We start from the raw sequence: 25,179 nt of genomic DNA, 5'->3' as shown, positions 1-25,179 counted from the left end.
CCCGGCCGGGCCGACGCGACGTGGTGATCCGCCGCCGTGCTATCAAGAGCCATGGCGGCGGAACCCACTGACCTTGACGACACCCGCGACCGCGACGACGCACGCGGGCTCGACGACCTTCGCGACCGGGCCCGGCGGTGGCTCGACGACGACCCCGACCCGGCCAGCCGCGACGAGCTGCAGGCCGTGCTCGACGGGCTGCCGGCGAGCGCGCCCGAGCTGGCCGACCGGTTCGCCGGGCCGCTGACCTTCGGCACCGCCGGGCTGCGCGGCCCGCTGCGCGCCGGCCCCAACGGGATGAACCTCGCCGTCGTCACCCAGGCCGCCGCCGGGCTCGTCGCCTGGCTCGCTGCCCAGGACGCCACCGGCCCGCTGGTCATCGGGTACGACGCCCGGCACGGCTCGCGGGAGTTCGCCGAGCGCACCGCCCAGGTCGCCACCGGCGCGGGCCGCGCCGCCCTGCTGCTGCCCCGCCCGCTGCCCACCCCCGTGCTCGCGTACGCGGTGCGGCAGCTCGACGCGGCGGCCGGCGTGATGGTGACCGCCAGCCACAACCCGCCGCAGGACAACGGCTACAAGGTCTACCTCGGCGCGCAGCTCGGCGGCGAGCTGGGCGCGGGGGCGCAGATCGTGGCGCCCGCCGACACCGGCATCGAGGCCGCCATCCGGGCGGTCGGTCCCCTCGCCGACGTGCCGCTGGGCCCGGCCGGTCAGGTCGTCGGCGACGACCTCGTCGTCTCGTACGTCGACCGGGCCGCCGCCGTGGTCGAGCCGGCGGGAGCCCGGCGGCTGAAGGTGGCCTACACGCCGCTGCACGGCGTCGGCGCGGCCGTGCTGACCGCCGCCTTCGCCCGCGCCGGCTTCGGCATCCCCGGCGTGGTGCCCGACCAGGCGGTGCCGGACCCGGACTTCCCCACCGTCAGCTTCCCCAACCCAGAGGAGCCGGGGGCGATCGACCGCCTCGTCGGCCTCGCCCGGCGCACCGACGCCGACCTGGCCATCGCCAACGACCCCGACGCGGACCGCTGCGCGGTCGCCGTCCGCGACGGGGGTGCGGCGGGCGCTGCCGGCCCGGCGACCGTTGCCGGCCCCGCGGGCGCGAACGGGGGCGGCGGCTGGCGGATGCTGCGCGGCGACGAGGTGGGCGCGCTGCTCGCCGACCACCTCATGCGCCGGGGCGTGCAGGGTCTCTACGCCACCACCATCGTGTCGTCGTCCCTGCTGCGGGCCATGTGCGCCGCCCGGGGCCTGCCGTACGACGAGACGCTCACCGGGTTCAAGTGGATCGTCCGGGCCGGCGGCGGTTCCGCGCCCCTCGTCTACGGCTACGAGGAGGCGCTGGGCTACTGCGTCGCCCCGGACCACGTACGCGACAAGGACGGCATCACCGCCGCGCTGACCGTCGCCGAGCTGGCCGCCGGGCTCAAGGCGCAGGGGCGCACCCTCACCGACCGGCTCGACGAGCTGGCCGCCGAGTTCGGCGTGCACCACACCGACCAGCTCTCGGTGCGGGTCGACGACCTGCGGATCATCGCCGACACGATGGCCCGGGTGCGGGCGGCAACCCCGACGACGCTGCTCGGGCAGCCGGTGACCGAGGCGCTGGACCTGCTCCCCGAGGCGGACGTGGTGATCCTGCGCAACGAGGCGGCCCGGGTGGTGATCCGCCCGTCGGGCACCGAGCCGAAGCTGAAGGCGTACCTGGAGGTGGTGGAGCCGATCGCGGACGGCGACGTGCCGGCGGCCCGCAGCCGCGCGGCGACGGCGCTGGCGGCCCTCCGCACGGAGATCGCCGCTCTGGTGCAAGGAAGGGCACCTTATTAACGCCTGCGGTATAGAAGGGTCCCCTTCTTACAGTTGAGGCGAGTGGCGGGGCGGCGCCCATTCTCGAATGGGCTCGGTTTGGCACGGCGAGTGTGCGGTGGGCCCGGAGAGGGCGTTGCGGGCGGCGTCCGTGGCCGCCTCGCCGGGCCCGCTGGCTGCGCGGACCACGGCGGCCGGCGGTGCCGGGGCCGACACGGCAACACACCAACCCGGCGTGACCCCTTGCTTACCGAAGGTTCGACTCACTAGCATCGGCGCATCAGTTCCCCCATTTCCCGGCCCTCTTTGGCATTCGCATTCTTCGACGTTGCGAATGCGGTGTCCGGGTGTTGCATTTCTGGCGGAAAGGTGTTGCACGGTGCGTGAAACACACGGCTCGACCGTGCCGCGGCGGCAGCTCGGCAGGCTGCTCACCCAGCTCCGCGAGAGCGCCCACGTCAGCATCGACGCGGCGGCCGGCGAGCTGGACTGCTCGCGGCAGAAGCTCTGGCGGATCGAGCGCGGCCTGACCTCGGCCAAGACGCCCGACGTGCGGGTGCTCTGCGAGCTCTACCAGGCGACCCCCGACCAGGCGCGCGTGCTGCTCGGGCTCGCCGAGGTCAGCCGGGCCGAGGGGTGGTGGCACGCCCACGGCAGCTCCGTGCCGTCGTGGTTCTCGCTCTACGTCGGCCTGGAGAACGCCGCGAGCAGCATTCGCTACTACCACGCCGAGCTGGTGCCAGGGCTGTTGCAGACCCCCGGCTACGCCACGGCGCTGTTCCAGCACAACCGGCCCGAGCTGGCCGAGGAGGAGCGCAAGAAGGCGGTCGGCTTCCGGCTCCAGCGGCAGGGGCTGCTCACCCGACGGCTGCCCCCGGCCCCCGAGCTGACCGTGATCCTCAGCGAGGCGGTGCTGCGCCGTCCGGTGCCGGGCCGGTCGGTGATGGCCGACCAGCTCCGCCACCTGCTGGCCGTCGGCGAGCGGCACAACATCACCGTCCGGGTGCTGCCGCTGGCCGCCGGGCCGCCGCTGGCCGCCGAGGCCGGCACGTTCGTGCTGCTCGACTTCCCGCTCTCGGCGCTCGGCGCACCGACCGAGCCGCCGACCGTCTACGTCGAGGGGCTCACCGGCGCGCTCTACCTCGACCAGCCGGCGGAGATCGCCGCGTACGAACGGGTCTGGCAGGGGCTGGAATCCCTCGCCCTCGGCGAGGGACAATCAGCGGAGCTGATCGATGCCATCCGGGGAGAGTGCTATGAGTGACCTGACCGGCGCCCGCTGGCGCACCAGCACCCGCAGCGGCACCAACGGCGGCGAGTGCGTCGAGGTCGCCGACAACCTCGCCGGCATCGTCGGCATCCGCGACAGCAAGGACCCGGGCGGGCCGGCCCTCACCGTCCCGCCCGCCACCTGGTCCGCCTTCGTCGCCGGGGTCAAGGCGGACCGCCTCGCCCCCTGACGACCCCTCGCTCCCTCAGGGGCGCTGCCCCAGACGCGCCGCCTCAGGGGCCGCCGCCTCAGGCACACTGTCTCCGGGGGCGCCGCCTCGGGGGGCCGCCGCCTCAGGCGCGCTTGCCGAGGGCGGCGTCGACCGCCTGGCCGAGGGCGGTGACGACCAGGGCCACCGAGGGGCGCACCACCGAGTCGTCCAGGCTGACGGTGCCGGAGAAGCCGGCCCCGCCCGCGATCTCCTCCAGCCGCCGCCGGGCATCGACGGCGGCATCGCCGGTCAGGCCGAGCGCCGGTTCCATCCGCAGCACGGCGACCAGGGTGGCCAGCGCCGCCGTCGCCTCGTCGGGGAGCTGGCCGCCGGCCAGCGCCTCGGCGAGCCGCCGCCGGGTGTCCTCCTCCACCGTGGCGTCCGCCGTCGGGTAACGGTGCACGTGGATGAAGCCCAGCTCCGTCTCCTCGACGTCGCGCACCACGCCCTGGGCGACCAGGGTCGCCAGGATCCGGTCGCGCAGGCCGTGCCGCAGCCGCTGCACCCAAGACGACGGCGTGTGCGGGGTGTCGGCGGCCATCCGGCCCAGGACCTCGTCCAGGATCGGCTCGCCGGTGGGCGCCGGGTCCGTGACCACCAGGTTCCCGTCGGCGTACGCGACCCGGCCGGCGAGGGCCAGCTCGATCAGTACGGCGGCGGCCATCCCGAGGTCGAGGCTGATCCGCGGCATGGTCGCCTTGCCGGATTCATCGTCGTACGCGAGGAGCAGCAACTCCTCGGCCAGCGCAACACCAGTCATGGCCGGAGACGGTAGCGCCTGAGCGCACCTCCGCGCGCCCCAACTCGCCCCGACGAGCGCACCCGCCCGACGGGCCCGCCCGCCCCGCGCCTCCCGCCCGGGTGAGAAGGGGACCCCTCTATACCGTAAGCGTTAATAAGGGGCCCTTCCTTACACATCAGAAGCGGGGCATGCCGCCGAACTGGCGGTCACCGGCGTCGCCGAGGCCCGGAACGATGAACATCTTGTCGTTGAGCCCCTCGTCGATCGAGGCGGTGACCAGGCGCAGCGGCAGGCCGGACTCCTCCAGCCGCCGGATGCCGACCGGTGCGGCGAGCACGCAGAGGACGGTGATGTCGGTGCAGCCCCGGTCGGCGAGCAGCCGGCAGCAGTGCTCCAGGGAGCCGCCGGTGGCGAGCATCGGGTCGAGGACGAGCACGGGCAGGCCGGCGAGGTCGCGGGGCAGCGACTCCATGTAGGCGCGCGGCTCGTACGTCTCCTCGTCGCGGGCGAGGCCGACGAAGCCCATGGACGACTCGGGGAGCAGCCCGAGCGCGGCGTCGGCCATGCCGAGGCCGGCCCGCAGCACGGGCACGAGCAGCGGCGGGTTGGCCAGCCGGGTGCCCTCGGCGCCGGTGACGGGGGTCTGCACCGGGTACTTCTCGACGGGGAAGGAGCGGGCGGCCTCGTACACGAGCATGGTGGTGAGCTCGTGCAGCGCGGCCCGGAAGGAGGAGGAGTCGGTGCGCGCGTCCCGCATGGCGGTCAGCCGCGACTGGGCGAGCGGGTGATCGATGACGTGTACGTCCACGATCGGTCAACCTACCGAACGGTCGGGTCCCGGGACATGGGGAGCGACGCCGCTCACCTCCACGGCCGACGGGGCGGTCGCGTGACCAAGATCACGCGGCGCGCGGGTGCGTAGACTTCCGGGCATGACGGCGACAGCGACGTCGGCCCGGTCGGACCTCTCCGAGCTGGGACGATCCGAGACCGCTCTGCGGACCTTCCTGCACGGCCTGCCGGGCGTGGACCAGGTCGGCGCGGAGCAGCGGGCGGCCCAGCTCGGCACCCGCTCCATCAAGACCACGGCCAAGGCCCAGGCGATCGACCTGGCCATCCGGATGGTCGACCTGACCACCCTCGAAGGGGCCGACACCCCCGGCAAGGTGCGGGCGCTCGCGGCCAAGGCGCTGCGCCCCGACCCGGCCGACCCGTCCTGCCCGCACGTCGGCGCGGTCTGCGTCTACCCGGCGATGGTCCCGCACGTGGCCGAGGTGCTGCGCGGAAGCGGCGTGCACCTGGCCAGCGTGGCGACGGCGTTCCCGTCCGGGCAGGCGCCGCTGGAGGTCAAGCTCGCCGACACCCGGGCGGCCGTGGCGGCCGGCGCGGACGAGATCGACATGGTGATCAACCGGGGCGCGTTCCTGGCCGGGCGTTACCAGGAGGTCTACGACGAGATCGTGGCCACCAAGCAGGCGTGCGGGGACGCCCACCTGAAGGTGATCCTGGAGACCGGCGAGCTGGCCACCTACGACAACGTGCGCCGGGCGTCCTGGCTGGCGATGCTGGCCGGCGGCGACTTCATCAAGACCTCCACGGGCAAGGTGCCGGTCGCGGCCACCCTGCCGGTGACCCTGGTGATGCTGGAGGCGGTCCGCGACTTCCGCGCCGCCACGGGGCGGCAGGTCGGCGTGAAGCCGGCCGGCGGGATCAAGACCACCAAGGACGCGATCAAATACCTGGTCATGGTCAACGAGACCGTCGGCGGCGACTGGCTGGACCCGGACTGGTTCCGGTTCGGCGCGTCCAGCCTGCTCAACGACCTGCTCATGCAGCGCACCAAGCTGACGACCGGCGTCTACTCCGGTCCCGACTACTTCACCCTGGACTGAGCGTGATCTTCGAATACGCCCCTGCGCCCGAGTCGCGCGCGATCGTCGACCTCAGGCCGTCCTACGGTCTGTTCATCGACGGCGAGTTCGTCGCCGGCGAGGATCTCCACAAGACGGTCAACCCGGCCACCGAGGAGGTGCTCGCCGAGGTCGTCTGGGCCGGCGGGGCCGAGGTGGACCGCGCGGTCCGCGCCGCCCGCACCGCGTACGAGAAGGTGTGGGGCCCGATGCCGGGCCGGGACCGGGCCAAGTACCTGTTCCGGATCGCCCGGCTCGTCCAGGAGCGCTCCCGCGAGCTGGCCGTGCTGGAGTCCCTCGACAACGGCAAGCCGATCCGGGAGTCCCGGGACGTCGACCTGCCGCTGGTCGCCGCGCACTTCTTCTACTACGCGGGCTGGGCCGACAAGCTGTCCCACGCCGGGTTCGGCCCCGACCCGAAGCCGCTGGGCGTGGCCGCGCAGGTCATCCCGTGGAACTTCCCGCTGCTCATGCTGGCCTGGAAGATCGCCCCGGCGCTGGCCGCCGGCAACACGGTGGTGCTCAAGCCGGCGGAGACCACCCCGCTGACCGCGCTGCTGTTCGCCGAGATCTGCCAGCAGGCCGACCTGCCGGCCGGCGTGGTCAACATCGTCACCGGCGCGGGCGACACCGGCCGGGCGCTGGTGGAGCACCCGGGCGTGGACAAGGTCGCCTTCACCGGCTCGACCGAGGTCGGCAAGGCCATCGCCCGGTCGGTCGCGGGCACCCGCAAGAAGGTGACGCTGGAGCTGGGCGGCAAGGCCGCCAACATCGTCTTCGACGACGCCCCGGTCGACCAGGCGGTCGAGGGGATCGTCAACGGCATCTTCTTCAACCAGGGGCACGTGTGCTGCGCCGGGTCGCGGCTGCTGGTGCAGGAGTCGGTCGCCGAGCAGGTGCTGGAGTCGCTGAAGCGCCGGATGGCACTGCTGCGGGTCGGCGACCCGCTGGACAAGAACACCGACATCGGCGCGATCAACTCGGCCGAGCAGCTCGCCCGCATCCGCGAGCTGTCCGACGCGGGCGCGGCCGAGGGGGCGCAGCGCTGGTCGCCGCCGTGTGAGCTGCCCGAGCGCGGGTTCTGGTTCGCGCCGACGATCTTCACGGGGGTTACCCAGGCGCACCGGGTCGCCCGGGAGGAGATCTTCGGCCCGGTGCTGTCCGTGCTGACGTTCCGCACCCCGGCCGAGGCCGTCGAGAAGGCCAACAACACGCCGTACGGGCTGTCGGCCGGGATCTGGACCGACAAGGGTTCCCGGATCCTGTGGATGGCCGACCGGCTGCGCGCCGGGGTGGTGTGGGCCAACACGTTCAACAAGTTCGACCCGACCTCGCCGTTCGGGGGCTACAAGGAGTCGGGCTACGGTCGCGAGGGCGGCCGGCACGGGCTGGAGGGGTACCTCGATGTCTGAGCGGGTCGCGGTGCGCAAGACGTACAAGCTCTTCATCGGCGGGAAGTTCCCGCGCAGCGAGTCGGGACGGTCGTATCTCGTGCAGGACTCCAACGTGTCGCTGGCCTCCCGCAAGGACGCACGGGACGCCGTCGTGGCGGCCCGCGCCGCCGTGAAGGGGTGGGCGGGGGCGACCGCGTACAACCGGGGTCAGATCCTCTACCGGGTCGCCGAGATGCTGGAGGGCCGCCGCGAGCAGTTCGTGGCCCTGGGCGTGCCGGCCGACGAGGTCGACGCGGCGATCGACCGCTGGGTCTGGTACGCGGGCTGGTCCGACAAGCTCCCCCAGGTGTACGGCGGCGCGAACCCCGTCGCCGGGCCGTACTTCAACCTGTCGGCGCCCGAGCCGACGGGCGTGGTGGCCGTGGTGGCCCCCGCGTCCCCGGCGCTGCTGGGCCTGGTCAGTGTGATCGCCCCGGCGATCGTCACCGGCAACACGGTGGTGGTGGCCGCGTCGCCGACGCAGCCGCTGGCGGCGGTGACCCTGGCCGAGGTGCTGGCCACCTCCGACCTGCCGGGCGGGGTGGTGAACATCCTCACCGGTGCGCTCACCGAGACCGTGCCGACGCTGGCCGCGCACATGGACGTCAATGCGATCGACCTGACCGGGGTGGGCGACGCCGCGCTCGCCGCCGACCTGGAGGTCAGGGCGGCGGAGAACCTGAAGCGGGTGCTCCGGCCGGCCCCGGCCGACCACGACTGGCACGCCGACCCGGGCGTCACGCGGATGACGACGCTGCTGGAGACGAAGACGGTCTGGCACCCCAAGGGGGTCTAGGGTGCCGGCCCTGGGAGTCGGGTCTACTACGGGGGGTAGGATTCATGTCGTGACGCGGTTGGGTGATCTTGAGCGAGCGGTGATGGACGTGCTGTGGGACACCGTCCCGGGCACGTCGGACGGGGTGACCGTGCGCGAGGTCGCCGAGGCCCTCGACGGCCGCGAGCTGGCGTACACGACGGTGATGACCGTGCTGGACCGGCTCGCCGGCAAGGGCATGGTGTGCCGCCAGCGGGAGGGGCGGGCCTGGCGCTACCAGGCCGCGGCCAGCCGCGAGGCGCACATCGCCCAGCTCATGCTCGACGCGTTGGACCTCGGCGGCAGCCGGGACGCCGCGCTGGTGCGCTTCGCCCGGTCGGTGACCGGCACCGAGGCCGAGGTGCTGCGCGCCGCCCTCGGCGCGGAGGCGGGCGCCCCGTCGACCGAGCGCACCGGGGCGGAGCCGCTGACCGGCCGGGTCGACGCGCCGCGTGCCGACCGGGCCGGGCAGCCGGCCCTCGCCGACGAGGCGACGGACCGGTAGGGCCGGCGTCATGGCGTACGCCGTGCACTTCGCCGCGACGGTCCTGGCCTGCTACCTGACCGCGCAGGTCCTGGCGGCGTCGACCTGGACGTGGCGGGCCCCCCGCGTGGCGATCGTCTGCTGGCAGGCGGTCGGGCTGGCGCTGGGGCTCTCCGCGATGGGCCTGCCGATGGCACTCGGCGTGGCCCCGTACGACCGGCCGACCGGGAGCGCGCTGCTCGCCCTCGCCGACGACCTGGCCCACGGCACCCTGCCGGCCGGCGTGGGGGCGGTGCACCTCGGCCTCGTCGGGGTCGGGTTCGGCATCGGGGCGGTGCTGCTCGGCACGACCGTACGCAGCGTGCACGCCACCGTCCGGGCGCAGCGGCGGCACCGGGACCTGCTCGCCCTGGTGGCCCGGCGGGACCCGGAGGTGCCGGGGGCGCTGGTGCTGGACCATCCGAGCGCGGCGGCGTACTGCCTGCCGGGAGTGAAGCCCCGCGTGGTGGTGAGCGCCGGGGCGCTCAGCATGCTCGACCGGGCCGAGTTGGCGGCGGTGCTGACCCACGAGCGGGCGCACGCCCAGGAGCGCCACGACCTGGTGCTGCTGCCGTTCACCGCGCTGTGCCGGGCGCTGCCCTGGTTCGGGTGGGTACGCGACGCGCACGAGCGGGTCGCCCTGCTGGTCGAGATGCGCGCCGACGACAAGGCCCGCGAGCTGCACGCCGAGGCTCCCCTGGCGGGGGCGCTGCGCCGGTTCGCGGCGGCCGGCCACCGCATCGCCCCGGCCGGCACGCTCGGCCTCGGCGACCGGGACCTGGACGTGCGGGTCCAGCGGCTGCTGGTCGCCGACCGGCCGCCCCGGCTGCTCGGGGCCGCCGCGCTGACGGTGGCGGCCACCCTGGTCTCGCTGCCGGTCTCCCTCTTCCTGAGCTGAGTCCTCGCCTCCCGACGGAGGCCCGCCCGCCGGCCTCGCCCTGCCCCCCGGCCTCGCCCTGCCCCCGGCCTCGCTCGGCCCGCGGGCCGGGACCTGATCGACTCCACGTCGGCGACATGGGGGCATCTGGCTCTCGGGATACCCCCATGTCGCCGACATCGCCGGCGCGCCAAGCGCGGCGGCGCGGGTCGGCCCGCGTCCCCCGTTGCCGAACGCGTCCCCCGTTGCCGGATCGCCGACATGCGGGCCGATATGTAGCGAGCACGCGGTCACCCCGTTCACGGCCCTCGCCGGGCTGGCGATGGCGGCCCTGATGGCGGCGCACGGTGCGACGTTCCTCACGCTCCGGCTGCCGGCCAAGGCCGCCGGGCCGCTGACCCGTACCGCGCGCCGGCTGGTCGCGGCGGCGCTCGCCGCGGTCGCCCTGGCCGCCGCCGCGGGCCTGCTCTCCGATCGGGTACGCGCCGCGACACAGCGCCCGCTGCCGGCCGTAATGCTGCCGTTGGTGCTGGTGGCGGCGCTGCTGGCGGCCCGGGCGTCGCTCGGGCGACGGCGGCCCGGGGTGGCCTTCGCCGCCACCTCGGCGGCGCTGGCCCTGCCGGTGGCCGGGGTCGGCGCGGCACTCTGGCCCTACGCGCTGGTCTCCACCGTCGCACCGACGGCGTCACTCAGCGTGGCGGACGCGGCGGCCAGCGGGCCGACGCTGACGCTGCTGGGTTGGCTGGTGCTGCCGCTCCTGCCGGCCCTACTAGGCTTCCAGGCGATGTGCTGGTGGGTGTTCCGGGGACGGACCGACGGCAGGACACCGGTGTACTGGTGAACCGCCGTCCCTTCGACCCGCGTCTGCTGCGCCGGGTCCCCGCGGCCCGGCGCGACCTCGCCGTGCTCGCGGTCCTCGGCGGGCTCACGGCGCTGCTGGTCGTGGGGCAGGCCACCGCCCTGGCCACGGTGCTGGCCACCGCGCTCGACGGGCGGCTGGCCCGGCCGGCGCTCGCCGGGTTCCTGGTCGCCGTGGCGGGGCGGGCGCTGGTCGCCTGGGCGCAGGGCACGGTGGCGGCGCGGGCCGCCGCGACGGTCAAGGCCGCGCTCCGGGCCGACCTGCTCGCCGCCGTCGGCCGGCACGGGCCCGGCTGGGTCGCCGGGCAGCGGGCCGGGCAGCTCGCCACGCTGGCCGGGCGCGGGCTGGACGCCCTGGACGCGTACTTCACCGGCTACCTGCCGCAGCTCGTGCTGAGTGTCACCGTGCCGGTGGCCGTGCTGGCCCGGATCACCTTCGCCGACTGGGGCTCGGCCGTCATCATCGCGCTGACCCTGCCGCTGCTCCCGGTCTTCGGGGCGCTGCTCGGCTGGCAGGCGCAGGCCGCCACCGAGCGGCAGTGGCGGCGGCTGTCCACGCTGGGCGGGCACTTCCTCGACATGGTCGCCGGGCTGCCCACGCTGCGCGCGTTCGGCCGGGCCCGCAGCCAGGTCGAGGTGGTCCGCCGGATGGCCGACGGGCACCGGGCCGCGACGATGCGGACGCTGCGGATCGCGTTCCTGTCCGCGCTGGTGCTGGAGCTGGTCGCCACGCTGTCGGTGGCGCTGGTCGCGGTGCCGGTCGGCATCCGGCTGCTCGGCGGCGGGATCACGCTCTCCACCGCGCTGCTGGTGCTGCTGCTCACCCCGGAGGCCTACCTGCCCTTGCGGGCCGCCGGCAGCCGGTTCCACGCCAGCATGGAGGGGCTCACCGCGCTGGACGAGGCGCTGACCCTCTCCGCCACCGACCCGAGCGCCCCCGCCGGGCCCACGGACGCCGCGACGGCCGCCGGGGCGCGACCCGCCCCCGACGGGCGCGGCGAGATCCGGTTCGAGGGCGTGACCGTCGCGTACGAGCGGACCGTGGCGCTGCGGGACGTCACGCTGACGATCCGGCCCGGCGAGCGGATCGCCATCGTCGGGCCGAGCGGGGCGGGCAAGAGCACCCTGCTCAACCTGCTGCTCGGCTTCGTCGCCCCGACGTCCGGCCGGGTCACCGTCGGCGGCGTCGACCTGGCCGGCGCGGACCCCGACGGGTGGCGGCGCCAGGTCGCCTGGGTGCCGCAGCGGGCCCACCTCTTCGCCGCCCCGCTCGCCGACAACATCCGGCTCGGCGCACCCGGCACACCCGACGCCGCGCTCGCCGACGCGGTCACCGCCGCCGCGCTGGACGAGGTCGTCGCCGCCCTGCCCGACGGGCTCGACACCGTGCTCGGCGAGCGCGGGCACGGCCTGTCCAGCGGCCAGCGGCAGCGGGTCGCGCTGGCGCGGGCGTTCCTGCGGGACGCGCCGGTGGTGCTGCTGGACGAGCCGACCGCGCGCCTGGACACCGCCAGCGAGGCCGGGGTGCTGGCCGCCACCCGCCGGCTCGTCGCCGGGCGGACCGCCCTGCTGGTGGCCCACCGTCCGGCGCTGCTCGCCGACGCCGACCGGATCCTGCGGATCGACGACGGCCGGGTCACCGAGCTGACTCCCGCCCCGGCGGCTCCCGCAGCGGGGGTGGCTGCCACGTCGGCCCCTCCCGGCTCCGGTGCGGGAGTGGCCACCGCGCCGGCCGGAGAGGAGAAGGCCCGGTGAGCAGCGGGAGCAGCCGGGCTGGCGACAACAGCGGCCAGCCTGGCAACGGGAGCGTCCGGGCAGGCGACAACAGCGGCCGGGCTGGCGACGGGAGCGTCCGGGCCGCCGAGCGGGCCGTGCTGCGGCTGGCCCGGCCGTACCTGGGCCGGCTGGTCGGCGCGGGGCTGCTCGCCGCCGCCACCGAGTTCGCCGGGCTGGCCCTGATGGCCACCGCCACCTGGCTGCTGATGAGCGCCGCCGGCCGGCCGCCGCTGGACCGGCTCACCGTGGCGATCGTCGCGGTGCGGGCGCTGGCGATCAGCCGGGGCGTGTTCCGCTACACCGAGCGCCTCGCCGGACACGACGCCGTACTGCGGATGATCACCGACGTGCGGGCCGGGGTCTTCGCCGCCCTGGCCGCCCGGCGCGACGCCGCCCGGCAGCGCACCGGGGACGCCCTGAGCCGGCTCGTGTCCGACGTGGAGGCCGTGCAGGACCTGCTGCTGCGGGTGCTCGTCCCGGGGGCCGCCGCCGCGACGGTCAGCGTGCTGGCCGGGGCCGGGGCCGCCGCCGTGTCGCTGCCCGCCGCCGGGGTGCTGGCGCTGGGCCTGCTCGTCGCCGGGGTGGCCCTGCCGCTCGCGGCCACCGCGCTGACCCGGCACGCCGCCGACCAGGTGGCCCCGCTGCGCGGCGCCCTCGCCACGGACGCCGTGGACCTGACCCACGGCGCGGCCGACCTGGCCGCGTTCGGGGCCACCGGGCACGCGCTGGACGCCGCCGCCGACCGGGCCCGCCGGCTGGCCCGGCTGGAACGGCGGCTCGCCGCGACCGGCTTCGCCGTGGACGCCGCCGGGGTGCTGGTCGCCGGTGCTACCGCCGGCGCGGTGGTGGTCACCGCGCTGCGCGGCGGCGTCGGCGGGGTGCTGGTCGGCGTGCTGGCGGTGGGCTCCCTGGCCGCCGTCGAGGTGGCGCTCGCGCTGGTCGGGGCCGCCCGGCAGCGCACCCAGCTGCGGGCGGGGCTGGTCCGGGTGGCCGCCCTGCTGACCGCTCCGGAGACCGACGCGGCCGCTGCCGGGGTCGGGGCCGGGGCCGAGGTGGGGGCCAGGGCCGGGGCCGAGGTGGGGGCCGCTCGGGCCGCCGGGGTCACCGCCGTCGTCCCGGGCTCGCACGACGTGCGCTTCGACGAGGTCACCGTGCGGTACCGGGCCGGCGCCGCCCCGGCCCTCGACCGGTTCACCCTGGATCTGCCGGCCGGTCGCCGGATCGCCTTGGTCGGGCCCAGCGGCGCCGGCAAGAGCACCCTCGCCGCCGTCCTCACCGGCTCGGTGGGCCCGGCGGAGGGCCGGGTCACCCTCGACGGGGTCGACCTGTCGGCGTACCCGGCCGAGGAACTCCCCCGGGCGGTCGGTGGCCTGCTCGCCGAGGCGTACGTCTTCCACGCCACGGTCCGGGAGAACCTGCTGCTCGGCCGGCCCGCCGCCGACGAGGCGGAGCTGGCCGCCGCGACCCGGGCGGCCGGGCTGCTGGACTGGGTGCACGCCCAGCCGGCCGGCTGGGACACGGTGGTCGGCGAGGAGGGCGGTCAGCTCTCCGGCGGCCAGCGGCAGCGCCTCGCGCTGGCCCGGGCGCTGCTCGCCGCGCCCGGGGTGCTGGTGCTCGACGAGCCGACCGAGGGGCTCGACCCGGCCGCCGCCGACGCGGTGCTCGCCTCGGCGCTGGCGGCGACCCCCGCCGGGCACTCGGTGCTGCTGATCAGCCACCGGCTCAGCGGGCTCGCCGACCTCGACGAGATCGTGGTGCTCGACGCCGGCCGGGTGGTCCAGCGCGGCCGGCACGACGAGTTGGTCGCCGCGCCGGGCTGGTACCGGGACCAGTGGCTGCTCCAGGAGGCGGCCGAGCGCGGGTACCTGGCCCTGACGCCCCGCCCCTGAGCCGGCCTCCGGGATTCCCCCGGACGCGCCGCCCGCCGCCGCGTGGCAGGCTCGGTCGCATGGCGCGCGGCGACGACGTACTCGTGGAGGAGCGGCTGCGCGAGCTGGGCGACCGGCTGCACGGCCCGGCGCGGCTGAAGGCCGATCTGCTCACCGAGGCCCGCCACGCGTTGCAGGACGCCGTGGAGGCGTACCGGGACGGGGGTCTGCCGGCAGCGGAGGCCGCGCGGCGGGCGGTGGCCGAGTTCGGCGAGCCGGCCCGGCTCGCCCCGGCGTACCAGGCGGAGCTGGCCACCGGGTCGCTGCGCGGCCTGTCCCTGCGGGTGCTCGCGGTCGCCGGCGTGCTGGTCGTCGCGGGCGACCTGACCTGGCAGGGGTCGAGCTGGAGCGGCGGGCCCGGCCCACCGGTGGCCTACCGCCTGCTGTCGGGCGCGGTGAACGGCATCTGGCTGGGCGCGGCCGTGCTGGCGGTGGCGGGGCTGACGGTGGTCGCCGCGTCGGCCCGGTCGGCGCACCCGGCGCTGCCCCGCCTCGCCCGGCTGACCGGCTTCGCGCTCACCGCCGCGCTCGTCCTCGGCGCGGCCAGCGGCGCGGCCCTGTACGGCTGGTCCGTCGGGCTGTGGGAGGCGGCCCGCACCTGGCCACCGATGCTGGTCGGCGCGCTGGCCAGCGGCGCGGGGTTCCTGTGGATCGGCCGGGCGGCCCGGTCCTGGCTGCTCGCGACCCGCCGCCGGCCGGCCGAACCGGCATAGGGTGCGCCCGAGCCGGCTCGCCGGCTCGCCGACCCGCCGACCCGCCGCCCCGGCGTGGGTCCGGCGCTCCGCCGGAGTCGGCCGCGCCCGGACGCACCACGTCCCACGCACCCACGCCCCCGTTCGTCACTCCCCGCAACGGCCCCGCCCAGCACCACCACGCCCACTTCACCCCTTTGCTCTGCACCCACATACGCAACACCTGACGCAGGGTGACCGCACGTCGACCCGCCCGGCACCGCCGACTCCACATCCGAGCAGCTCAGCCGGGTGTTGCGCGGATGGGTGCAGAGCAAAGGGAAGACGAGTCGTCATGCCGGGCAGGCCGACCGCCACGCGGAGTGACGCACGCTCTCCCGCACCGACGATGGCCCCCGCCATGACAGAAAGTGACATGAGTGCGGCGAACCCGAGGGCGGGCCGCAAGCCCGGGGCGCGGGCCCGGGACGCGGGCGTAGGGGCCGCCGGCGGGCGCGGGCGTAGGCGCCGCGGGCGGGCGCGGGCAGCCGGGCGGGGTCAGGCCGGCGCGGGCGGGGTGTCGCCGAGGAACTGGCCGACGGTCGCGCTGAACTCCCGCCAGCCGGCCCGCTCACCGGCGAGGGCCCGACGACCCGAGTCGGTCAGCTCGTAGGTGCGGCGCTCCCGGCCATTGACGGTGCTCCAACTGCTGGCCACGTGCCCCGCCCGCTCCAGTCGGCGCAGCGCCGGGTAGATCGTCCCGGTGGGCAGGTCGAGGGCGCCCTCGCTGCGGGCGCGCAGCGCCTCAATGATGGCGTAGCCGTGCAGGGCCCCCCGCTCCAGCACCGCGAGCAGCAGCGCGTCGAGGTGTCCGTGCAGCGCCTGGGCCTTCATAGGTAGCAAGACTACGTGTGGGCCACGCGGGCCGCCACCGGGGTGCGGGCATCGGCCTCCCGGAGTCGCCCACTAGGGTATGTGCCCAGAGTCACTCGACGGCCGGAGACGCCGCCGGGTGGGCAGCCCGAAGCACACGGAGGTCAGCGTGGCCCGCCAGTCGCCCCAACGGCCCGACGCCGACGAGCCCGAGCTCGACGAGACCGACGGCACCCTCGAAGAGATCGACGAGGACGCCGAGCGCCCGTCGGCGCGCGAAGCCGACCGCGCTCTCTGGGACGAGCTGCGGATCGACCCGGTCGAGATCGCCCTGCCCGCCGGCACCGGCTTCACGCTGCGGGCGTACCGGCCGGCGCGGGAGCTGACCCCGACCGACGTCGCCGAGCGCGACCAGGACGACCCGTTCCTGGCCCGCAGGCAGGCGGTCGAGACCGACGACGAGGACGACGACGAGGTCGTCATCCTCGACGAGGAACTGGCCGCCGAGTTCGCCGAGGCAGAGGCCGAGGAGGCCGAGGAGGGGGACGGGAAGTCCCGCCGCCGCAAGCCGACCGCCGACGCCGACGCGGCTGACGCCGACACCGCTGACGCCGACGCGGACGCGACGGAGGAGTCGGACGCCGACGACGCCGAGGACGAGGCGGGCGACGAGGAGGTGCCGGTCTTCCTCAGCCACCGGGGCAAGTTGCTGCTGTTCAAGACGCCGGAGTCTCTCGTCAGCTTCGTCAGGTCCGGCGCGCCCAACGACATGTCTCAACTGGACAGCTGGAATGAACTGTCCGAACGGGTGGAACCGGCCGACATCGTTCCGCTCGACGAGGACACCTACGAGCTCGACCTGGTCGTGGAGAACCTGCGGGGCGGGCACGACACCTGGGACTCGACCCTCCTGATCGAGGCCGGCGAGGTGGCCCGGGACATCGCGTACGCGCTGCGGCTGCCCGCGGTGCTGGACATGCTCTCCGCCGGCTCCAGCCTCGACGACCTGGACGAGGCGCTGCGCGCCACCGCCAACGGCGGGATCGGGGGCTTCCTCGGCCGGCGTCGGCTGAGGAAGATCGGCGCGCAGACGGCGAGTCTCGGGTGGCGCACCATTGTCGGCAAGATCTCTGCAGTCGTGGACTGGCGCGACTGACGCGTTCCAGGGAGCATCAGTCTCTGGCAGAGAAAGACCTCAGTCCCGGGAGGAGGACGACGCCGTGGCGCTCGTGCGCGTGTACTGCGGTCTGGCCTCGGCGGATCCGGCCGACCGACCGGCCTCGGCCGGTTCGACGCTGACGTCCGCTGTGGTCGACGACGCAGGTCGGCTGCTCCATGTCTGCGAGATCGGCGACGACCCGGCCGGCTATGCCCAACTGGTCGCGCTGCTCGTGGAGCGGTCGGGCGGGCCGAGCGGGGCCGCGATCGCCGCCGACAGCGACGACCACACGGTCACCTCGCTGCTGAGCGCCGCCGGGCGTCCCCTGGCCATCGCGGACGACGACTCCGTCGACGACTTCGCCGAGCGGTTCGCCGACGACGACTCGCTGGAGGAGATGCAGTCCCCGCCGGCCGAGCGGCGGGCGGTCGGGCTGGCCCGGGCTCTCCAGGCCGGCGCGCTGTCGGCGGTCACCCTGCCGGCGCCCCGGGACCTCGCCGGCTACAAGCAGGTCCTCTCGGCGCACGCCGCGCTCGCCAGCGGCCGGCACTCCGCCGCCGTGGCGCTGCGCGAGGTGCTGCGGGAGCTCTACCCCGCCGCCCTGCGCGCGTACCCGGACCCGGCCGAGCCGGTCGCCCTGGCCGTGCTCGACGCCCTGCCGGAACCCGGCATGCTGGGCGGGACGATCGCCCGGGGCCGGGAGGTGTCGGTGGCGGCGGACGCCATCGCCGCCCACCTCGCGGCCGACGGGGTGGCCGACGAAGGCAAGATCAACGATGCGGTGACCGCGCTGCGGGTCGCCATCGCCGAGACCCCACGCCGCGCGGCGGTGAGCCGGGCGCTCACCTCCGCCGTGGCCGAGACCGTCCGCCAGGCGGTGGCCTCGGTGCGGGCGTGCGACGCGGGCTGCGAGGCCCTGGTCGGCGCGCTCGACGCCCTGGTCACCACCCCCGCGCCCGCGTCGGGCCGCCGGGCCGCCGCCCGCCGGGGGGAGCCGATCGCCGAGCTTCCCGGCTCGGGTCTGCGCGCGCTGCGTCCCACCGAGCCCGAACCGGTCGCCGGGCGGCGCAGCCGTCCCGAGCCGGTCGTAGGCGGCGGCCTGCCCGCCCAGCCCCGTCCGCTCGGCCCGCCACCGGTCGCGCCGGAGCCCGTCGCCCCGCCGCCGGTCGCCCCGCGCCCGGTCGTCCCGGCCGCCTTGGCCACCCCGCCCGTCTCCGGCCCGCCGTCGCCCGACCCGCGCCGCCTGATGGACGGTCCCCCGTCGCCGGAGCCGCGCCGCCTGATGGACGGCCCGCCCGTGTCCGCGCCGGAGCCGCGCCGCCTGATCGATGGCCCGACCAACCGGCCGGTCTCCGCGCCGCCGCCCCCGCCACCGGGCATCACGCCGATCGCGCCGAGCCAGCGCGAGCGCGGGTCCGTGCCGCCGGCCGAGGCCGGCGAGCCGTTCCGGCCCACGCTGACCACGGCCGCGATCCAGAACGCGCGGGCGGAGCGGCAGCGCACCATCATCCCACCCCGGCCCAAGACGACGGGCGAGTCCGCGCCGCCCACCGGCGGCTTCAGCGCCACCGACCTGAGCGTCCCGGTCCCGGCCCCGCGACCCGGCCAGGAGGCCGCTCCCCCCGGCTCGCGGGCGAACTGGCCGCTGGTCAACAACCCCGAGGACCCGGCGGACAGCTCCCCGAACAACCCGGTCGTGCGCCCCTTCGAGGAGCGGGCGAAGCGGCAGATCGACGCCCCGACCGAGGTCGTCCCGGCGACCGAGGGCCGGGTCACCCCGCCGTGGCTCGCCGACGACCTGCCCCAGGAGCCGCCGATGCTGCGGCTGGTCGAGCCGCCGCCGTTGGCCGACCGGGCACTGCGGGAGGGGTCGGGCCCGACCGGGGACCCGCGTCTGGAGCCCCCGCCGCTGCGGCTGGTTGACCGGGGCGAGGCAGCCCGCGCCGAGCGCCCCGCTCCGGAGCCCCGGCCCGAACGGCCGGCGATGGAGCACCGCTCCCCGCTCGGGCAGCGGGTCCCTGCGGAGCAGCGGCCCACCATGGAGCACCGGTCGGCCCCGCCCCAGCCGCCGCGTCCCGCCCCGATGGAGCGGCGTACCCCGCCGATCTCCGACGAGGGAGACGGTGACCTGCTGATCTTCGCCGCCGCCAAGTCGGCCTGGTTCGTCGGCCACGGCGACGAGGCCGAGCTGGACTGGTCGAGCACCGCCGACACCGGGTGGCAGGCCGCCGAGCAGGCCGCCCGCCCGGCGGTGGGTGCCGAGACCAAGGCCGGGCTGCCCAAGCGGGTGCCGCAGGCCAACCTGGTGCCGGGCTCGCCCCTGCGCGAGGAGCGTCCCCTGCGGATAGTCCGCGACGCGGCCAGCCTCGCCGAGAACACGACCGGCTACTTCCGGGGCTGGCGTCGCGGGCAGGAGATCGGCGGTTTCGCCGTCGGCGGCCGACCGGGTCGCGAGGCGGCGGGCGGCTGGGACTTCACCCGGGACACCGGCGACCGCGACGACGACCGGGAGTACGAGTACCGCTCCGCCGGCTACCGCTCCTGACCACCGCGCCGGGGCGGCCTCGCCGCCCCGGCTTCCCGTCCCGGCCACCGGAGCGTTGCGGACACCGGAGCGTTGCGGCATACGGCCGCCACGACGACGGGGAGCTCCCTGGTGGACTCGGGGACCTCGGCCGACCAGACCCGGCCGCAACCACCCCACGCCGACGGCTACACCTGCCCTGCGGCGGCCTGACGTCCCCTGGGGACGGTTGACGTCGAGGGACCCACACCCGGTTAGGGGTTAGGACGCAGGGCAGCGCGTCCCGGCGCAGGAGCAGGCGACCACCAGCAACGGCGGCCGGTCGCCACCCGCGCCCGGACAGCAGGACGCGCCCGACGACCCCGGCGGAATGCCGATCGTCGGGCGCGTCCCGTCGTCGATCAGGCCGGCGCGACCGCGCGCGAGCGACGCATCGTGAGCACGTACTCGACCAGCGAGATCAGCACGTGCTTCGTCGACTCCCGGTTACGGGCGTCGCAGGCCACCACCGGCACCTCGTGCGAGATCGCGAGCGCGTCCCGGACGTCCTGCGGGTCGTGGTACTGCATCCCGTCGAAGCAGTTGATGGCCACCAGGTACGGCAGCCGCCGGTGCTCGAAGAAGTCGATGGCCGCGAAGCAGTCGGCCAGCCGCCGGGTGTCGACCAGGACCACCGCGCCGATGGCGCCCCGGACCAGCTCGTCCCACATGAACCAGAACCGGGTCTGGCCGGGGGTGCCGAACAGGTACAGGATCAGATCCCGGTCGATCGAGATACGGCCGAAGTCCATCGCCACCGTGGTCGTCGTCTTGCCCGGCACCTGCCGGGTGTCGTCGACGCCCACGCCGGCGGAGGTCATGATCGCCTCGGTGGTCAGCGGCGTGATCTCCGAGACCGAGCCGACCAGCGTCGTCTTGCCGACGCCGAAACCACCGGCGATAACGATCTTCGCCGACGTCACGCGCCCGCTCGGGACGGGCGGGCGGTGCGACATGTCAGAGCCTGCGAAGTCCACTCAGCACCCTCTCCAGCAGTTCAGTGCCCACCGCGTCGTCGGAGTCGTCCAGGATGGTCGGCTCGTGGACCGCGACCAGGCCGTCGGTCGCCATGTCGGCGATGAGCACCCTAGCCACGCCGAGCGGGAGCTGCATCCGCGCCGCGATCTCGGCAAGCGACTGCACCCGTCCGTCGCACAGCGCGGCGATGTACTGGTGCTCCCGGCCCTGGCCGCCGTTGGAACCGGCAGCGGCCCGACCACGCACCGTCGTCTCGACGAGTGCCTCCAGCGCGATGTCCAGCCGGGGTCGGGTACGACCGCGGGTCACGGCGTACGGACGGACCAACGCTCCGGTCGGTTCGTCACGATCCATGTCGCCGCTCACCTCCTTCGTCCCCGACACCGGCTGGACCGGTGGAACCCGTCGTTTCTGTCGTTGCCGCCCCGCCTGACCCACCGGCCAGCGCGCGGGTCAGCCCATCATCCCCACAGCCGTACGCGGCTGCGGGGTCAACGCGTCGCCCACCCGGTCGACCAGGAGGGCCATCTCGTATCCGACCTGCCCGACGTCGCAGCTGCGGGCGGCGAGCACGGCGAAGGACGAGCCGTCCGAGATGGACATCAGGAACAGGAAACCGTTGTCCATCTCGACCACGGTCTGCAGCACCGCGCCGCCCTCGAAGCAGCGGGCCGCCCCCTGCGTGAGGCTGACCAGGCCGGACGCGATCGCGGCGAGCTGGTCGGCCCGGTCACGCGGAAGGTCTCGTGACGACGCGAGGAGCAGACCGTCCGCGGAGACGGCGACCGCGTGCGCGACACCGGGCACCCGGTCGGCGAAGTTGGCCAGCAGCCAACCGAGATCCTGCGTAGTTGTCATCCTTGTTGCTCCTTCTGCCCGCTCCCGGCCACCGGGCCTGAGCCAGACTGCGAGGATTGCTGCCCACCCGAAGCTTCCTCCGGGTTGGTCGGGTTGCCGTCGGGCTGGGTACGCCCGCGCTGCACGCCTCGATGGTATGCCGAGAGCAGACCGCGGACACCCTCCGGTGTGCGGCGCTGGACCGACGTGGTGGGCTTCTCCACCCCGCCGGGCACGAGCTGGGCCATCGGCACCCGCTTCGGCAGGCCCTTGCGGGTGGTCTCCGCAACCGGGACCTCGGTCGCCGCCGAGGCGGCCCGCCAGCCGTCGTCCGCGGCCGTCTGCCAGGCGGTGCCCTGCGACGCGGGCCGCCGGCCGGTGAAGGCATCGGCGGGACCGGGGCGACCGCCGCCGTTGGTCGGCGATCCGTTGTCGCGGGGCACTCCTCCGGCCATCGGGGTGTCTGCCATCGGTGCGTTACCTGTCGTCCGGGGTGCTGGTGTCTGGACGGCCCGGCCGGTGACGTCGACCGCGGAGAACTGCTGGGTCACGGCGCTGTTCGCCGAGCTTCCGGCGCCGTTGGTCGCTGCGGGCTGGGTGGGGCCCGCCGCCTCCTCCGCGCCCGCGCGGCGGGTGCGGAACCAGGCCGACTCCAGCTCCCGGAAGATCGGCAGCTCCATCGTCTCGTCCGCGTACCGCTGCTGCCGGGTCTGGGCCTGCGGGGGCGTCGGCCGGGCGGGGGTCGGCGGGGTAGCCGGAGCGCTGGGCACCTCGGTGCGCGGCACCCGGGGCAGCTCCGTGGTCATGTCCAGGGCGGCCGCGAGGCGCTCCGGCACCGGCGGGGCGGCCGGCTCCGGGGCCGCCACCGGAGGCCAGGCCGGGGGTGCCACCGGCGCCTGGGCCAAGGGGACCGGCCGGCTGGGCAGTGGCTGCGCCGAGTACGGCTGACCGGAGACGGGCGTGCCGGCCGGCTGACCGGACACCGGTTGAGCGGAGACGGGCTGGCCCGACACCGGTGCGGCCGAGACGGGCTGGCCCGACACCGGGAAGGCGGAGGCAGGCGGTGCCGAGACCGGCGGAATCGGGGGCGCGGAGACCGGCGGCACCGAAACCGGCGGCGAGGTCCATCCGCGGGCCTCCGGGCTGCTCGGCAGCTGCCGGGGAATCGCCGGCTGCTGGCCGCTGCTGGCCGGGTCACCGTCACCGGGGGACCGCCGCTGCGGCAGCGGGTCGATCTGTTGCCCGTTGGAGGTGCGGGGGGCCGGGACGCCGCCTGCGGCACCACCGGCACCGGTGAGGTCCGACCAGGCCGGCATCGACCGCGTGGAACCGGCCGACGCGGGCGTGCCGTGGCCGTTGCGCGAGGCCGGGTCGAAGGAGCGGCCGCCCAGGGTGACCTGGTTGCCCGAGTGCCCCGGCCGCTGGCTGGGCGCGGGGGCGGCGGGGCCGTTGCCGAAGGCCGCGAAGGCGCCCAGGGTCGGGGTGGGCCCGCCCGACTGCGAGCCGGTGAGCTGCGCGGGCGGGGCCGGCAGCGCGCCGGGCTGCTGGACCCGGCCGGAGAGCGCCCGGGGCACCAGCACGGTGGTGGGCAGGGTCACGTCGGCGACGGTGCCCCGGTCGTTGCCGGGCCGAAGCTCGACCTTCACGCCGTGCCGGGAGGCCAGGCGGGCGACCACGACCAGACCCATCATCCGGGAGACGGCCACGTCCACCTGCGGCGGCGTGGCGAGGCGCTCGTTGAGCTCGTGGAGCTGCTCGACGCTGATGCCGATGCCCCGGTCCTCGACGTAGAGGCTGGCCCGGTCGCCGACCCGGCGGGCCTCCACCATCACCTGCGAGTCGGGCGGCGAAAAGGCGGTCGCGTTGTCGAACAGCTCGGCGACCAGGTGGACCAGGTCGTTGACCGCGTGCGCGGCGACCTCGATGTCGCGGTCGATCACCCCGAACTCGATGCGGGTGTAGTGCTCGACCTCGGACTGGGCGGCCCGCAGCACGTCGATCAGCGCCGCCGGCTCGCGCTGCACGCGGGTGGAGTCGGCGCCGGCGAGCACCAGCAGGTTCTCGTCGTTGCGGCGCATCCGGGTCGCGAGGTGGTCGAGCTGGAACAGCTCGGCCAGCCGGTCCGGGTCCTCCTCGCCGCGCTCCAGCCGGTCGAGGTGGCCGATCAGCCGGTCGACCAGGATCTGCGAGCGGCGGGCCAGGTTGACGAACATGGTCGCGACGGAGGCGCGCAGCGCGGCCTGCTCGGCCGCCGTCCGCACGGCCTCCAGGTGGACCGCGTTGAACGCCTCGGTCACCTGACCGAACTCGTCCTTGCTGCGCACCGGCAGCGGCTCGGCGATCTGGTTGGCCGCCTGGACCGGGGAGAGCTGGCTGGACAGCTGCGGGTCGCGCAGCCGGGCGACGGCCTGGGGCAGGCCGTACTGGGCGATGTTGAGCGCGCCCTGCCGCAGGTCGCGCAGTGACCGGGCCATCGACCGGGCGACGAGGTACGCGAACAGGATGGCCAGCAGCAGCATGCTGAGCAGCAGGCCGGTCTGGAGGAACACCGTGCGCTGCACGTCGGAGCGGAGCGCGTCGGCCTGCTTGACGACGTCGCCGTCCAGCGTCGCCTCGACCGTACGGATCAGCTTGGCGTTGGCGACCATGGCCGCGTCCCACTGGTCCGGCCCGAACGGCGCGTCGGCCATGCTGCCGTTGATGTTGCCGTCGAGCCAGCCGGTGTAGTTCTGCGCCTCGCGCCGGTCGCCGCCCGCGACGGTCTGGTCGTGCAGGTCCGCCTCGGCCTGGCTGGCCACCGCCTTGAAGCTCTGCAGCGCCTGCTGCTGACCGGTGCCGCTGGCGATGTAGTCGGTGCGCAGGATGGGGGTCAGCTCGCGCTGGATGAGCGCCCGGTGCACCACGACCCGGCGGACCGAGAGGTATTCCTTCTCCCGGGCGACGGCGGCCGCGGCGCGCATCCGGTCGCTCAGGTCGTTGTCACCGGCGAGCTGGGTGGCGGAGTCGCGGATGGAGAGCAGGTCGTTGATCAGACCCTCGTACGCCTGCATGGCGTCGATGATCTTCAGCTTGCCGTTGAAGACCTGACTGCGGGTGCCGGGCAGGTCCTTCAGGTTCTGGTCGATGCCGTCGAGGATGTTCTCCAGGCTGTTCGGCAGGTCTTCGACCTTGGCCCGCTGGCTCAGGTACGGCGCCTTGTCCCGGTCGACCCGGCCGTTGACCCGGTTGTACGCCTCCTGGTATTGCGCCTTGGCCTGGTCGCCGTTCGCGCCGAGCAGCAGCACCGCGGAGGTGCGCTCGTCCTGCAGGCTGTTGACCAGGTCGCCCGAGTAGCCAACCAGGTTGGCCAGGTCGCCGGAGCGGTTGGCGTTGTTCAGCGTGTCCAGGTTGTCGACGAGGCCACTGGTGCCGACGACGACCGTGGCGATGGTCGGCACGATCATGATGAGACCGAGCTTGGACCAGATCGGCATGTCGCGGAGCCGGCCGGCCGGCCGACGCAGTCGCGACAGGAAGGAACCCGCCGTCTTCGGTCGTTTGCTCACGTCACCGCCCTCGCGATCACAGCGCCCGCGCGTTGCCCCGGGCAACGCCCAGCGACCGACCCGGCGGGTCGGACCTCCGAGATTCCATCACGCCGTGTTCCAAAGAGAAAGCCCAGGCCGGCCGTCGCCGAAGGTGTGATGAGATGTTGATGCAATTTGCTCGCAATCCGTCTGGCCGGAGTGACTGAGAGTAATGGAACACCCCCGTCGTGTCATCCTTCTAGCCGGCCCCTCTGGCTCCGGAAAGTCGTACATAGCCCAACGAACCGGGCTTCCCGTCCTCTGTCTCGACGACTTCTACAAGGACGGTGATGACCCTACGTTGCCGCGCCACGACGGCCTTGTGGACTGGGACTCGCCCCGCTCGTGGGACGCCGGGGCGGCCGTGGAAACGATTGCCCGACTGGC

21 protein-coding genes are annotated in these 25,179 nt (G+C 75.1%); 14 read left to right on the top strand and 7 right to left on the bottom strand.

The genetic code is table 11. The features are described from left to right. Window positions 1-51: 51 nt before the first annotated feature. From GA0070558_RS12915 to GA0070558_RS12905, 3 genes are all read left to right on the top strand, one after another. Window positions 52-1,824: a phospho-sugar mutase gene (locus tag GA0070558_RS12915; protein ID WP_091279043.1), complete on the top strand. Its 1,773-nt coding sequence runs from the start codon at window positions 52-54 to the stop codon at window positions 1,822-1,824. 358 nt (window positions 1,825-2,182) lie between these two features. After that, window positions 2,183-3,067, top strand: coding sequence for a helix-turn-helix domain-containing protein (locus GA0070558_RS12910; RefSeq protein WP_091279039.1), 885 nt, complete (start codon window positions 2,183-2,185; stop codon window positions 3,065-3,067). Beyond that, on the top strand, window positions 3,060-3,263 hold the full coding sequence (locus tag GA0070558_RS12905) for a DUF397 domain-containing protein (protein ID WP_091279034.1): 204 nt from the start codon (window positions 3,060-3,062) through the stop codon (window positions 3,261-3,263). Before GA0070558_RS12910 ends, GA0070558_RS12905 begins: the two co-directional genes overlap by 8 nt. 103 nt (window positions 3,264-3,366) lie before the next feature. Here GA0070558_RS12905 and GA0070558_RS12900 read toward each other — a convergent pair whose 3' ends face one another. Then, on the bottom strand, window positions 3,367-4,044 hold the full coding sequence (locus GA0070558_RS12900) for a GOLPH3/VPS74 family protein (RefSeq protein WP_077936100.1): 678 nt from the start codon (window positions 4,042-4,044) through the stop codon (window positions 3,367-3,369). Window positions 4,045-4,201: 157 nt separating this feature from the next. Further along, window positions 4,202-4,834, bottom strand: coding sequence for a uracil phosphoribosyltransferase (gene upp / locus GA0070558_RS12895; protein WP_043961846.1), 633 nt, complete (start codon window positions 4,832-4,834; stop codon window positions 4,202-4,204). Window positions 4,835-4,958: 124 nt separating this feature from the next. Here upp and deoC point away from each other — a divergent pair, with 124 nt between their 5' ends. The 9 genes from deoC to GA0070558_RS12850 all read left to right on the top strand — a co-directional run bounded on the left by deoC (window position 4,959) and on the right by GA0070558_RS12850 (window position 14,858). Next, a complete protein-coding gene (gene deoC / locus GA0070558_RS12890) occupies window positions 4,959-5,918 on the top strand; it encodes a deoxyribose-phosphate aldolase (RefSeq protein ID WP_091279031.1) in 960 nt (319 codons plus the stop codon). Between the two features lie 5 nt (window positions 5,919-5,923). After that, window positions 5,924-7,348, top strand: a complete 1,425-nt coding sequence (locus GA0070558_RS12885) for an aldehyde dehydrogenase family protein (RefSeq protein WP_091279335.1) — start codon at window positions 5,924-5,926, stop codon at window positions 7,346-7,348. After that, window positions 7,341-8,165: an aldehyde dehydrogenase family protein gene (locus GA0070558_RS12880; protein ID WP_091279028.1), complete on the top strand. Its 825-nt coding sequence runs from the start codon at window positions 7,341-7,343 to the stop codon at window positions 8,163-8,165. Before GA0070558_RS12885 ends, GA0070558_RS12880 begins: the two co-directional genes overlap by 8 nt. Before the next feature lie 49 nt (window positions 8,166-8,214). Next, complete coding sequence (locus GA0070558_RS12875) at window positions 8,215-8,688, top strand: BlaI/MecI/CopY family transcriptional regulator (protein WP_091279024.1); 474 nt, start codon at window positions 8,215-8,217, stop codon at window positions 8,686-8,688. Window positions 8,689-8,698: 10 nt separating this feature from the next. Next, entirely contained in the window at window positions 8,699-9,604 is a 906-nt protein-coding gene (locus tag GA0070558_RS12870) for a M56 family metallopeptidase (protein ID WP_077936095.1), read from the top strand. Window positions 9,605-9,917: 313 nt separating this feature from the next. Next, complete coding sequence (locus tag GA0070558_RS12865) at window positions 9,918-10,424, top strand: cytochrome d ubiquinol oxidase subunit II (RefSeq protein WP_256091908.1); 507 nt, start codon at window positions 9,918-9,920, stop codon at window positions 10,422-10,424. Beyond that, window positions 10,421-12,196, top strand: coding sequence for a thiol reductant ABC exporter subunit CydD (gene cydD / locus GA0070558_RS12860; protein WP_256091907.1), 1,776 nt, complete (start codon window positions 10,421-10,423; stop codon window positions 12,194-12,196). The genes GA0070558_RS12865 and cydD overlap by 4 nt, the downstream gene beginning before the upstream one ends. Before the next feature lie 116 nt (window positions 12,197-12,312). Continuing rightward, entirely contained in the window at window positions 12,313-14,106 is a 1,794-nt protein-coding gene (gene cydC, locus GA0070558_RS12855) for a thiol reductant ABC exporter subunit CydC (RefSeq protein ID WP_439709594.1), read from the top strand. 59 nt (window positions 14,107-14,165) lie between these two features. Then, window positions 14,166-14,858 carry a permease prefix domain 1-containing protein gene (locus GA0070558_RS12850; protein WP_077936091.1) on the top strand — a complete coding sequence of 231 codons (693 nt, stop codon included), beginning with the start codon at window positions 14,166-14,168 and terminating at the stop codon, window positions 14,856-14,858. A gap of 516 nt (window positions 14,859-15,374) precedes the next feature. Here GA0070558_RS12850 and GA0070558_RS12845 read toward each other — a convergent pair. Further along, complete coding sequence (locus GA0070558_RS12845; RefSeq protein ID WP_077936089.1) at window positions 15,375-15,710, bottom strand: PadR family transcriptional regulator; 336 nt, start codon at window positions 15,708-15,710, stop codon at window positions 15,375-15,377. Between the two features lie 118 nt (window positions 15,711-15,828). On the opposite strand from GA0070558_RS12845, the gene GA0070558_RS12840 reads away from it, so the two are divergent. Further along, complete coding sequence (locus GA0070558_RS12840; RefSeq protein ID WP_091279016.1) at window positions 15,829-16,845, top strand: SatS C-terminal domain-containing protein; 1,017 nt, start codon at window positions 15,829-15,831, stop codon at window positions 16,843-16,845. Between the two features lie 64 nt (window positions 16,846-16,909). After that, complete coding sequence (locus tag GA0070558_RS12835) at window positions 16,910-19,393, top strand: transposase (protein WP_091279013.1); 2,484 nt, start codon at window positions 16,910-16,912, stop codon at window positions 19,391-19,393. Between the two features lie 380 nt (window positions 19,394-19,773). Here the strand turns inward: GA0070558_RS12835 and GA0070558_RS12830 are convergent, their stop codons facing one another. The 4 genes from GA0070558_RS12830 to GA0070558_RS12815 form a co-directional block, all read right to left on the bottom strand. Further along, on the bottom strand, window positions 19,774-20,367 hold the full coding sequence (locus GA0070558_RS12830) for a GTP-binding protein (protein ID WP_043961834.1): 594 nt from the start codon (window positions 20,365-20,367) through the stop codon (window positions 19,774-19,776). A 1-nt stretch (window position 20,368) separates the two neighbouring features. Then, a complete protein-coding gene (locus GA0070558_RS12825) occupies window positions 20,369-20,743 on the bottom strand; it encodes a DUF742 domain-containing protein (RefSeq protein WP_043963940.1) in 375 nt (124 codons plus the stop codon). Between the two features lie 99 nt (window positions 20,744-20,842). Then, window positions 20,843-21,247 (bottom strand): roadblock/LC7 domain-containing protein, encoded by a 405-nt coding sequence (locus GA0070558_RS12820; protein WP_013283992.1) that lies wholly within the window; start codon window positions 21,245-21,247, stop codon window positions 20,843-20,845. Beyond that, window positions 21,244-24,771 carry a sensor histidine kinase gene (locus tag GA0070558_RS12815; RefSeq protein WP_091279010.1) on the bottom strand — a complete coding sequence of 1,176 codons (3,528 nt, stop codon included), beginning with the start codon at window positions 24,769-24,771 and terminating at the stop codon, window positions 21,244-21,246. Before GA0070558_RS12815 ends, GA0070558_RS12820 begins: the two co-directional genes overlap by 4 nt. Window positions 24,772-25,179 lie beyond the last annotated feature (408 nt).

Origin of the sequence: Micromonospora haikouensis (assembly GCF_900091595.1) — a bacterium.
Classification (GTDB): Bacteria; Actinomycetota; Actinomycetes; order Mycobacteriales; family Micromonosporaceae; genus Micromonospora; species Micromonospora haikouensis.
This window is presented reverse-complemented; position numbering and strand designations above follow the sequence as displayed.

What these genes read in the sequence shown, in the direction of transcription:
- GA0070558_RS12915 (WP_091279043.1), top strand. Translation starts at nt 52, where the DNA reads ATGGCGGCGGAACCCACTGACCTTGACGACACCCGCGACCGCGACGAC.
- GA0070558_RS12905 (WP_091279034.1), top strand. Translation starts at nt 3,060, where the DNA reads ATGAGTGACCTGACCGGCGCCCGCTGGCGCACCAGCACCCGCAGCGGC.
- GA0070558_RS12900 (WP_077936100.1), bottom strand. Translation starts at nt 4,044, where the DNA reads ATGACTGGTGTTGCGCTGGCCGAGGAGTTGCTGCTCCTCGCGTACGAC.
- deoC (WP_091279031.1), top strand. Translation starts at nt 4,959, where the DNA reads ATGACGGCGACAGCGACGTCGGCCCGGTCGGACCTCTCCGAGCTGGGA.
- GA0070558_RS12880 (WP_091279028.1), top strand. Translation starts at nt 7,341, where the DNA reads ATGTCTGAGCGGGTCGCGGTGCGCAAGACGTACAAGCTCTTCATCGGC.
- GA0070558_RS12870 (WP_077936095.1), top strand. Translation starts at nt 8,699, where the DNA reads ATGGCGTACGCCGTGCACTTCGCCGCGACGGTCCTGGCCTGCTACCTG.
- GA0070558_RS12865 (WP_256091908.1), top strand. Translation starts at nt 9,918, where the DNA reads ATGGCGGCGCACGGTGCGACGTTCCTCACGCTCCGGCTGCCGGCCAAG.
- GA0070558_RS12850 (WP_077936091.1), top strand. Translation starts at nt 14,166, where the DNA reads ATGGCGCGCGGCGACGACGTACTCGTGGAGGAGCGGCTGCGCGAGCTG.
- GA0070558_RS12845 (WP_077936089.1), bottom strand. Translation starts at nt 15,710, where the DNA reads ATGAAGGCCCAGGCGCTGCACGGACACCTCGACGCGCTGCTGCTCGCG.
- GA0070558_RS12830 (WP_043961834.1), bottom strand. Translation starts at nt 20,367, where the DNA reads ATGTCGCACCGCCCGCCCGTCCCGAGCGGGCGCGTGACGTCGGCGAAG.
- GA0070558_RS12825 (WP_043963940.1), bottom strand. Translation starts at nt 20,743, where the DNA reads ATGGATCGTGACGAACCGACCGGAGCGTTGGTCCGTCCGTACGCCGTG.
- GA0070558_RS12820 (WP_013283992.1), bottom strand. Translation starts at nt 21,247, where the DNA reads ATGACAACTACGCAGGATCTCGGTTGGCTGCTGGCCAACTTCGCCGAC.